Annotated in this window: 10 protein-coding genes; 1 reads left to right on the top strand and 9 read right to left on the bottom strand. The window is 72.1% G+C overall.

The annotated features are described in order from the left end of the window. Positions 1–422 (bottom strand): SUF system Fe-S cluster assembly regulator (locus tag CSC66_RS16125; RefSeq protein WP_162378436.1); only part of this gene is annotated, 422 nt, incomplete at its 3' end. 76 nt (positions 423–498) lie between these two features. Next, positions 499–1,086, bottom strand: a complete 588-nt coding sequence (locus CSC66_RS16120) for a hypothetical protein (protein ID WP_202935676.1) — start codon at positions 1,084–1,086, stop codon at positions 499–501. Between the two features lie 212 nt (positions 1,087–1,298). Between CSC66_RS16120 and CSC66_RS16115 the strand changes: the two genes are divergently transcribed. Continuing rightward, on the top strand, positions 1,299–1,766 hold the full coding sequence (locus tag CSC66_RS16115; RefSeq protein WP_162378435.1) for an SET domain-containing protein: 468 nt from the start codon (positions 1,299–1,301) through the stop codon (positions 1,764–1,766). A gap of 17 nt (positions 1,767–1,783) precedes the next feature. On the opposite strand, the gene CSC66_RS16110 is transcribed toward CSC66_RS16115, so the two are convergent. From CSC66_RS16110 to CSC66_RS16080, 7 genes are all read right to left on the bottom strand, one after another. Beyond that, on the bottom strand, positions 1,784–2,383 hold the full coding sequence (locus tag CSC66_RS16110) for a YceB family lipoprotein (protein WP_162378434.1): 600 nt from the start codon (positions 2,381–2,383) through the stop codon (positions 1,784–1,786). A gap of 66 nt (positions 2,384–2,449) precedes the next feature. Then, entirely contained in the window at positions 2,450–2,971 is a 522-nt protein-coding gene (locus tag CSC66_RS16105; protein WP_238394430.1) for a hypothetical protein, read from the bottom strand. 79 nt (positions 2,972–3,050) lie between these two features. Then, on the bottom strand, positions 3,051–3,353 hold the full coding sequence (locus CSC66_RS16100; RefSeq protein ID WP_162378433.1) for a DUF3861 family protein: 303 nt from the start codon (positions 3,351–3,353) through the stop codon (positions 3,051–3,053). A gap of 101 nt (positions 3,354–3,454) precedes the next feature. Continuing rightward, positions 3,455–4,030 carry a M23 family metallopeptidase gene (locus tag CSC66_RS16095; RefSeq protein ID WP_162378432.1) on the bottom strand — a complete coding sequence of 192 codons (576 nt, stop codon included), beginning with the start codon at positions 4,028–4,030 and terminating at the stop codon, positions 3,455–3,457. A 174-nt stretch (positions 4,031–4,204) separates the two neighbouring features. Next, positions 4,205–4,609, bottom strand: coding sequence for an HU family DNA-binding protein (locus tag CSC66_RS16090; protein WP_162378431.1), 405 nt, complete (start codon positions 4,607–4,609; stop codon positions 4,205–4,207). Between the two features lie 163 nt (positions 4,610–4,772). Then, positions 4,773–5,582: an alpha/beta hydrolase family protein gene (locus CSC66_RS16085; RefSeq protein WP_162378430.1), complete on the bottom strand. Its 810-nt coding sequence runs from the start codon at positions 5,580–5,582 to the stop codon at positions 4,773–4,775. Further along, on the bottom strand, positions 5,566–6,690 hold the full coding sequence (locus CSC66_RS16080; protein ID WP_162378429.1) for a DUF3182 family protein: 1,125 nt from the start codon (positions 6,688–6,690) through the stop codon (positions 5,566–5,568). The genes CSC66_RS16085 and CSC66_RS16080 overlap by 17 nt, the downstream gene beginning before the upstream one ends.

Here is a 6,690-nt window from a genome sequence, read left to right as displayed (position 1 = left end):
CCGACGCCCTGCGCGGCGTCACCCTGGCGCAGCATCTGCGCCAGGGTGACGCCGCGCAGGGCGTCGGCGACCACGTCGTTGATCAGGCGCCAGTTGGCGCGCACGCCGCACTGGTGGGCGATGCCGCAATGGCTCTCGTGCTGGCTGCACTCGGTCATCGCCAGCGGGCCTTCCATCGCCTCGACGATCTCGATCAGGCTGATCTGGGCGGCGTCGCGGCTGAGGCGGTAACCGCCGTGCACGCCGCGCTGGCTGGCGACCAGGCCCGCCTGCGCCAGCGGCTTGAGCAGCTTGCTGACGGTGGGCTGCTCGAGCCCGGAGTGCTCGGCCAGTTCGGCCGCGCTCAGTACCTGGCCCTGGCGTGCGGCGAGCACGGTCAGGACCACGGTGGCGTAGTCGGTCAGCTTGGTGACGCGGAGCATGGCGGGCGGGTTCGTTAAAGCGTACCGAAATTGTACGCTTTTGACGCCGCCCGGCCAACCCGGCCGGGGACCGGCTTCAGTGGGCGTTGGGTGCGTGCGCGCCCGCCGCGTCGGCCGGGGGAGGTGGCAGCACCAGGGCCATGTGCGGCAAGGGAGGGGTCTGGCCCGGGGGCAGCGCCGCCGGCGCCGGCGAACCGGCCGGGCCAAGCCCACGGATGAAGCGGTACAGGGCACGGCGGTCTTCCTCGGTCATGTCGCGGACGGCGAAGTCCGGCATGATCGGCCGCGTCCGCAGGTTGGCGCTGTAGGCCAGCCACTCGTCCTCGCTGAAGTCCTGCATGCGCAGGCGCAGGTTCGACGCATAGGTCGTGCCCCAGGGGCCGTGGAAGCCCAGCGGCGAACCCGTCAGCCACTGTTCCTTCGGCACCTTGCCCTGGTTTTCCGCGTAGGCCGCGGTATGGCAGTCGTTGCACCCGGCGATGCGCACCAGGTATTCGCCGCGGGCGACGAGGTCGACCGGCGCCGCCGCCGGGGCGGCCGTAGCGGCAGCCGCTGGCGAAGTGGTCGGTGCCTGGGTGGCCTGCGGCTGGCAGGCGACCAGCAGCAGGGAGAGGGCGGGCAGCAGCGTGGCGGGAACGGCAAGGCGGGTGCGCGGTGATCGCATGGAGGCAAGTCCGGTGGTGGAGTGGATGACCGGGTGAGAACGACGGTCGCACGTGGCCGCGGCCAACCTGCCGGCATCCCGTGACAAAGGGGGCAATGACGACCGGCAGGTGCGGCGATCGGCGGCGCGAGGGCCGCCACGCGACGCGCGGGCTTGGGCTGAGGGGCCGCATCGGCGAGAATCCCCGTCTACCCCACGCCACCGGACTCCGCATGCCCCGCAAGATCGTCGCCAGGAAATCGCCCATCCACGGCAACGGCGTGTTCGCCGCGGCGCCGATCCGCAAGGGCGAACGGGTGATCGAGTACAAGGGCCGGCGGCGCACCCACGAGGAAGTGGACAACGACGTCGGCGGCGACGTCGACAGCGGCCACACCTTCCTGTTCACCCTCAACGACGACTGGGTCATCGACGCCAGCTACGAGGGCAACGACGCGCGCTGGATCAACCACAGCTGCGATCCGAACTGCGAGGCGTTGATCGAGGAGGACGAGGGCGGCGATTCGCGCAAGGACCGCGTCTTCATCGAGGCGATCCGCGACATCCGCCCCGGCGAAGAGCTGTCCTACAACTACGGCATCACCCTGGCCGAACGGCACACGCCGCGGCTGAAGAAGATCTGGGCGTGCCTGTGCGGCTCGCCCAAGTGCACCGGAACGATGCTGCAGCCCAAGCGCTGAGGCAGCACCGGCGGGGTTCAGTCGGCCTGCGCCGGCGCCATTGCGCCGGCCATCGCGCCGATATCCTGGTTGAAGGTCAGCACCAGCTGGCCGTTCTCGACGCCGGCCGATGCCACGTCGAGTCCGCCGACCATCGCCGCCAGCGCCGGATCGATGCGATAGACCGGTTCCTTGCGCGCGTAGTCGACCAGCCAGGCATTGAGCAGGCCGCGGCTGGCCTCGTCCAGGCCCTGGCCGCCGCCGGACGGACGGAAGTCCTCGATCCGCGGCTGCTCCAGGAACAGCGCCCGCTGCGCCGGGTCGTAGCGCAGGGCGCTGGTCAACTCCAGCCGGCCCATCGGCACCGGCGCGCCGCCGGCCATGGCCACGGCCACGTCCAGCCCCAGCTGCATGCGCGTGCCCGGGGGGATGGCCAGTTCCGGCCGGCTCACGGTCACCTCGGCCAGCCCGCCCAGCATGTCCTGCCGGTGCGGGAGCTGGCCTGCCAGGAAATGCTGTGCGTCGGCGGCCGGTACCCGTACCTGCCGTCCGTCGATCTGCGGCGCGGCGAGCGAGGCGCCGGCGCATGCGCCGAGGGCTAGCACGGCCCATGCCTGCAGCAGGTGGAATCGTCGCATCGTAGGGCTTCCGCGGTAGGGCGATGCCTGCATCTTCCCGCGTTGGAGTGAATCGCGGATTAGCGATCAATCCAGCTCGGGTTGCAGCGACGCGGAAGTGATCTCCCAGCCCTGGCCGTCGATGCGCGTGCGCATCCGGTAGGCGCCGCGCATCCGCGCCGGGCCGGACGCGGTATCCAGGCGCAGGTCGACCGGGATCTCGTAGGCGCGCGGCGGCGATTCGCGGTCCAGCGCCACCGGTGGGGCGTTCTGGATGCGCATGCTGCGCAGGCCTGGGATGGCGCGCAACGCGGCGTCCCCCGGCGTCCGGCCGGGGTCGCCTCCAGCCCAGTAGGCATCGGCGCGGGTCCGGTCGGCAGCCGGAAGGGCGCCCAGGTACGCATGCAGGGTGGCGGCTGCCGCCTGGGCGGCAGTCGAGGATGCGTCGGCGATCGCCCGGTTGCGCGCGTTGGGCTCGTCCCGGGATGCGCCCGCCAGCGTCGCGTCGACCGGCACCTGCGCGGTCGGCGGGGTGTCGGCGTCGCGCTGGCAGGAACACTGTGCCAGTGGAAGGACGAGCAGGGCGAGCAGGGGCAGCCGGTAGCGCATGGACTTCCGCCGGTGGGGACTGGCGGCAGGATAGCCTGCAGGCGGACGCCGTCGCGCGGGCGCGTCGGGCTACGGACGGTCAGTGCGGCGCGGCGGCCAGCTTCCGCAGCAAGGCGTCGAGCGGTGCGCGCAGGCCGGCAAGCGGATCCTCGCCGCGCTGGCGCGGCTCGCGTGCCAGGCTGTCGAGGAGGCGCAGGCCGACCACCAGCGCGGTGCGTTCGTCGCCGCTGAAGCCCGGCAGGCGCTGGCTGTTCTCGAGCATGCGCATCCAGTCCTCTCCGCAGGCCTGGTCGAATTCGATGCTGCAGCGGCCGCGGCAGGGCAGGCCATCGCGCTCGACCGGAGTAACGGTGACGCGGTAGCGGTGGGGGGTGGGAGCCATGGAAGACCTCGTGCGTGGGGCCATGCCAAGGTAGGCGCCCGCGGCGCCGCGAACGAGGGCTGCGGCCACGATGGTCCGTTCCATGGCGGCGAGCCCGGCGTTCAGCGCACGGCGCGCATCCGCGGCAGCGGGTCCAGTGCGCCGTCGCTTCCATACACGCCGTAGTGCAGGTGCGGTGGCGTCCCGCGCGCGTTGCCGCTGTTGCCCACCGTGCCCAGCGCTGCACCGGCTTCGACCACATCGCCTTCGGCCAGCCCCGGGGCCCAGTCGTCCAGATGCGCGTAGTAGTGGCGCTCCCCGGCCGGGCCCAGCACCCAGACCTGGCGGCCGCCAAGCCCGCGGTCGTTGATCGCCACCACGACTCCACGGGTGGTGCTGGTCACCGGCGTGCCGCGGGGGGCGAAGATGTCTACCCCTTCGTGGCGCCGGTCGGCACCGCGTGGCGCGCCGAACGTGTCGGCGACCTGCCGCGGCGCCACGCTCTGGACGGGAACCGGCAAGGTCGCCGGCGGCGGCATCCGCGAAAGTTCCCACAGCGTGCGCGCCCGCTCCATGAAAGGCTGTCGCCAGGCCCACAGCGCGCCCAGTGCGAGCAGGGCCAGCCACAGCAGGCCGAGCAGCGTGCGCGCCAGGGCACGGGCGAAACGGCGGGGCAGGTTGGGCGCGGTGGCAGGCATGCGCCCGCAGTCTCCGCGGTCGCGCGGCAAGGGCGGGTGATCAGTACCGGGCACGCTCGTGCCGGGCGGCAGGATGCTGTTGGACCCTGGGGCAACCGTCGAATCAGCGGACCGCAAAACAGGACGGGGCGGCATCGCTGCCGCCCCGTCGGGAAATCTTGGAACTCGCGCCAATCAGGCCGCGGCGTCCTTGAGCTTCTTCAGCGGACGCACCTTCACCTTCACCGAAGCCGGCTTGGCGGCGAACCACTGCTCTTCCTTGGTGAACGGGTTGATGCCCTTGCGCTTCGGCTTGGCCGGAACCTTGACCGAGGTGACCTTGAACAGGCCCGGCAGGGTGAAGCTGCCCGCGCCCTTCTTGCTGATCGCGCCGGAGACGGCGTCTTCGACCGCAGCGAGCACGGCCTTGACGTCCTTGGCGGCCACGCCGCTGGTCTCGGCCAGGTGCTTCACCAGCGCGGACTTGCCCAGGACTTCCTTGAGCGGCTTGGCGGCAGCCGGAGCCGCCTTCTTCGGGGCGGCCTTCGCCGCTTTCGGCGCGGCCTTCTTGGCGGCCGGCTTCTTGGTGGTCTTCGCCATAACTTTCCTGTTCCGTAAATAGGGTGGTTTTGGTCACCGACGGCGTCGGCAAGGCGAATGTAGGCCATGCGCGGCCCGGCGCCAAGGGGGAAATGCAGTAAAAATCGCGGGAAACGCGATCTGCCGGTTGCCGGCGGCGCTCCCCGGCACCCGGTTCGGGCCCTCACCCGCGCGCCTGGATTTCCCCCGCGCGACGCAGCCGCTTGCGTTCGGCCACCTTGTCGTGGGCCTGCCTCTCGCGCGCCGAGCGCACCATTTCGGTGAGCCAGCCGACCAGCACGTCGGTGTAGGCCTTCTGCTCGGCCTTGCCGGAAAAGGCGTGGTCGGCCCCGGCGATCCGCCGGCGGGTGAGCGAACTGGCGGGGGCGGACGCCGTGGCGTAGTTCTCGATGACCCGGTGCGGGACGATCTCGTCGTGCTCGGCCTCGACCAGCAGCGCATCGCCGCCGAACGCGTGGCAGGCGGCGAGCGCGCGGTTGTCGCCCCAGGCCAGCGGGCGCCGGCGGAACGCGGGCAGGTCGGGATCTTCGTGCAGCTTGCGCTTGGGCAGCTCCCAGCCTTCGTCCTTGTAGATCGCCGGCGAGCGCAGCGCGAGCCAGTGCACCGGCCTGAGCGCGGTGAGCAGGCTGGCCAGGTAGCCGCCGTAGCTGATCCCGACCACGGCGATCGCGGCCGGGTCCACGTCGGGCCGGGCGACGAACCAGTCGTACGCTGCCAGCAGGTCGTCCAGGTTCTGCCGGCGGCTGACGGTCTCCCACTGTTCGGCGGTGCGTTCATGGCCGCGCAGGTCGAAGGTCAGGCAATGGCAACCGATGCCGGCGGCCTGGCGGGCGCGGCCCAGGTCGTGTTCCTGGCTGCCGCCCCAGCCGTGCACGAACAGCACCCCGGGCAGCACCGGCGCCGGCGACAGCAGGGTCCCGCCGATCCGGTCGCCGCCGATGCCGATCTCGACCGCGTCAAGCCGGATGTCCATCGATGCCCTCCACGCGTGCGTATTTGATCACCGGGCCGTGGGCGGCCTCCGGATCGTGGAAAAGTGTGTCGGCGCCCGGCGGCGGCGCATGGGCGGGATCGTGCGATTCGCGGCAGGTGGCCTCGACCGCCGCCGGCCGGTGCGGCTGCAGGAACGCCGCCAGCGCAACCAGCTCGGCAGGCGACGCGCCACCCACCCGCCACGACTGCTCCAGCACGCCACAGCGCTGCTGGCCCCGTGCATCCAACCCGGCGACCACGTCGTAGTTGCGCCGCGAGGCGAAGAAGCCGGGGTAGGCGGCCTCGACCGCCGCGTCGTACCGACGCGCCAGCGCGATCGCGGCCCGCTCGCCGTCGTTGCGCGCCAGCGCGCCCAGCGTGTCCATCCCGCCCTCGAGCACGCGCAACGACGACCCGCCGTAGACCGCGCGGCCATGGCGGTCGGTGACCTCGTGCTGGATGCCAAGGTAGGCCAGGCGCCTTCCGGCAACCCGGATCTCGCCGACACTGCAGGTGGTGGCCTCGTCCAGGTGCTGCTCGATGACCACCCCGTGGCGGTGCAGCGCCTCCGGATCCAGCTCGGCCGCGATCCGTCGCAGGGAGCCGGCGTCGGCGGCGAGGTGCTGGCCGTGGCCGCCACGCGCCTGGGCTTCCTTCACCCGCACCCTGCCGCCGTGCGCGAGCAGCTGCTGGCCGGCGGTGGCGATCGCCCCGGCGTCGAACGCGGTGAACCCGGGCAGGACCGCCCCGTCGAGCCGCTTGGCCAGCGCGTGGCTCCAGCCACGGGGGACCGGCGAGGCGGTATCGGGCACGCCATGCGTGATCACCTTGCTGGCGACGAACGCATGGGGTACCACGCCGCCGAACAGGTCGTCCTCGCCCTGGATGCCCAGTCGCGTCGCCTGCTCCAGGTCCAGGGTCTCGTCGGGCACGAAGTAGGGATGCCAGGCGGGGGCGCTGCGGGCTTCGTGGGCACCGCCGTACGCCCAGCCGCACAGCGAGGCGAGCCTGCGTGCCACCCAGTCCTGGCTGGCGCGCTCATGCCTGCTGCGCGGCTGCGTGCAGGCGCGCAGGGTGTAGACGGTGCGTGGCGCGTGGGGTGGCGGCAT

Origin of the sequence: Pseudoxanthomonas kaohsiungensis (assembly GCF_010211765.1) — a bacterium.
In the GTDB taxonomy this organism is placed as follows: Bacteria; Pseudomonadota; Gammaproteobacteria; order Xanthomonadales; family Xanthomonadaceae; genus Pseudoxanthomonas; species Pseudoxanthomonas kaohsiungensis.
Note: the sequence above shows the minus strand (reverse complement) of the source record. Positions and strands in the feature narration are given on the sequence as shown.

Coding starts and splice junctions, on each gene's coding strand:
- CSC66_RS16105 (WP_238394430.1), bottom strand. CDS start 2,971: ATGCGCTACCGGCTGCCCCTGCTCGCCCTGCTCGTCCTTCCACTGGCA.
- CSC66_RS16080 (WP_162378429.1), bottom strand. CDS start 6,690: ATGCCGCCACCCCACGCGCCACGCACCGTCTACACCCTGCGCGCCTGC.
- CSC66_RS16110 (WP_162378434.1), bottom strand. CDS start 2,383: ATGCGACGATTCCACCTGCTGCAGGCATGGGCCGTGCTAGCCCTCGGC.
- CSC66_RS16100 (WP_162378433.1), bottom strand. CDS start 3,353: ATGGCTCCCACCCCCCACCGCTACCGCGTCACCGTTACTCCGGTCGAG.
- CSC66_RS16115 (WP_162378435.1), top strand. CDS start 1,299: ATGCCCCGCAAGATCGTCGCCAGGAAATCGCCCATCCACGGCAACGGC.
- CSC66_RS16095 (WP_162378432.1), bottom strand. CDS start 4,030: ATGCCTGCCACCGCGCCCAACCTGCCCCGCCGTTTCGCCCGTGCCCTG.
- CSC66_RS16085 (WP_162378430.1), bottom strand. CDS start 5,582: ATGGACATCCGGCTTGACGCGGTCGAGATCGGCATCGGCGGCGACCGG.
- CSC66_RS16090 (WP_162378431.1), bottom strand. CDS start 4,609: ATGGCGAAGACCACCAAGAAGCCGGCCGCCAAGAAGGCCGCGCCGAAA.
- CSC66_RS16120 (WP_202935676.1), bottom strand. CDS start 1,086: ATGCGATCACCGCGCACCCGCCTTGCCGTTCCCGCCACGCTGCTGCCC.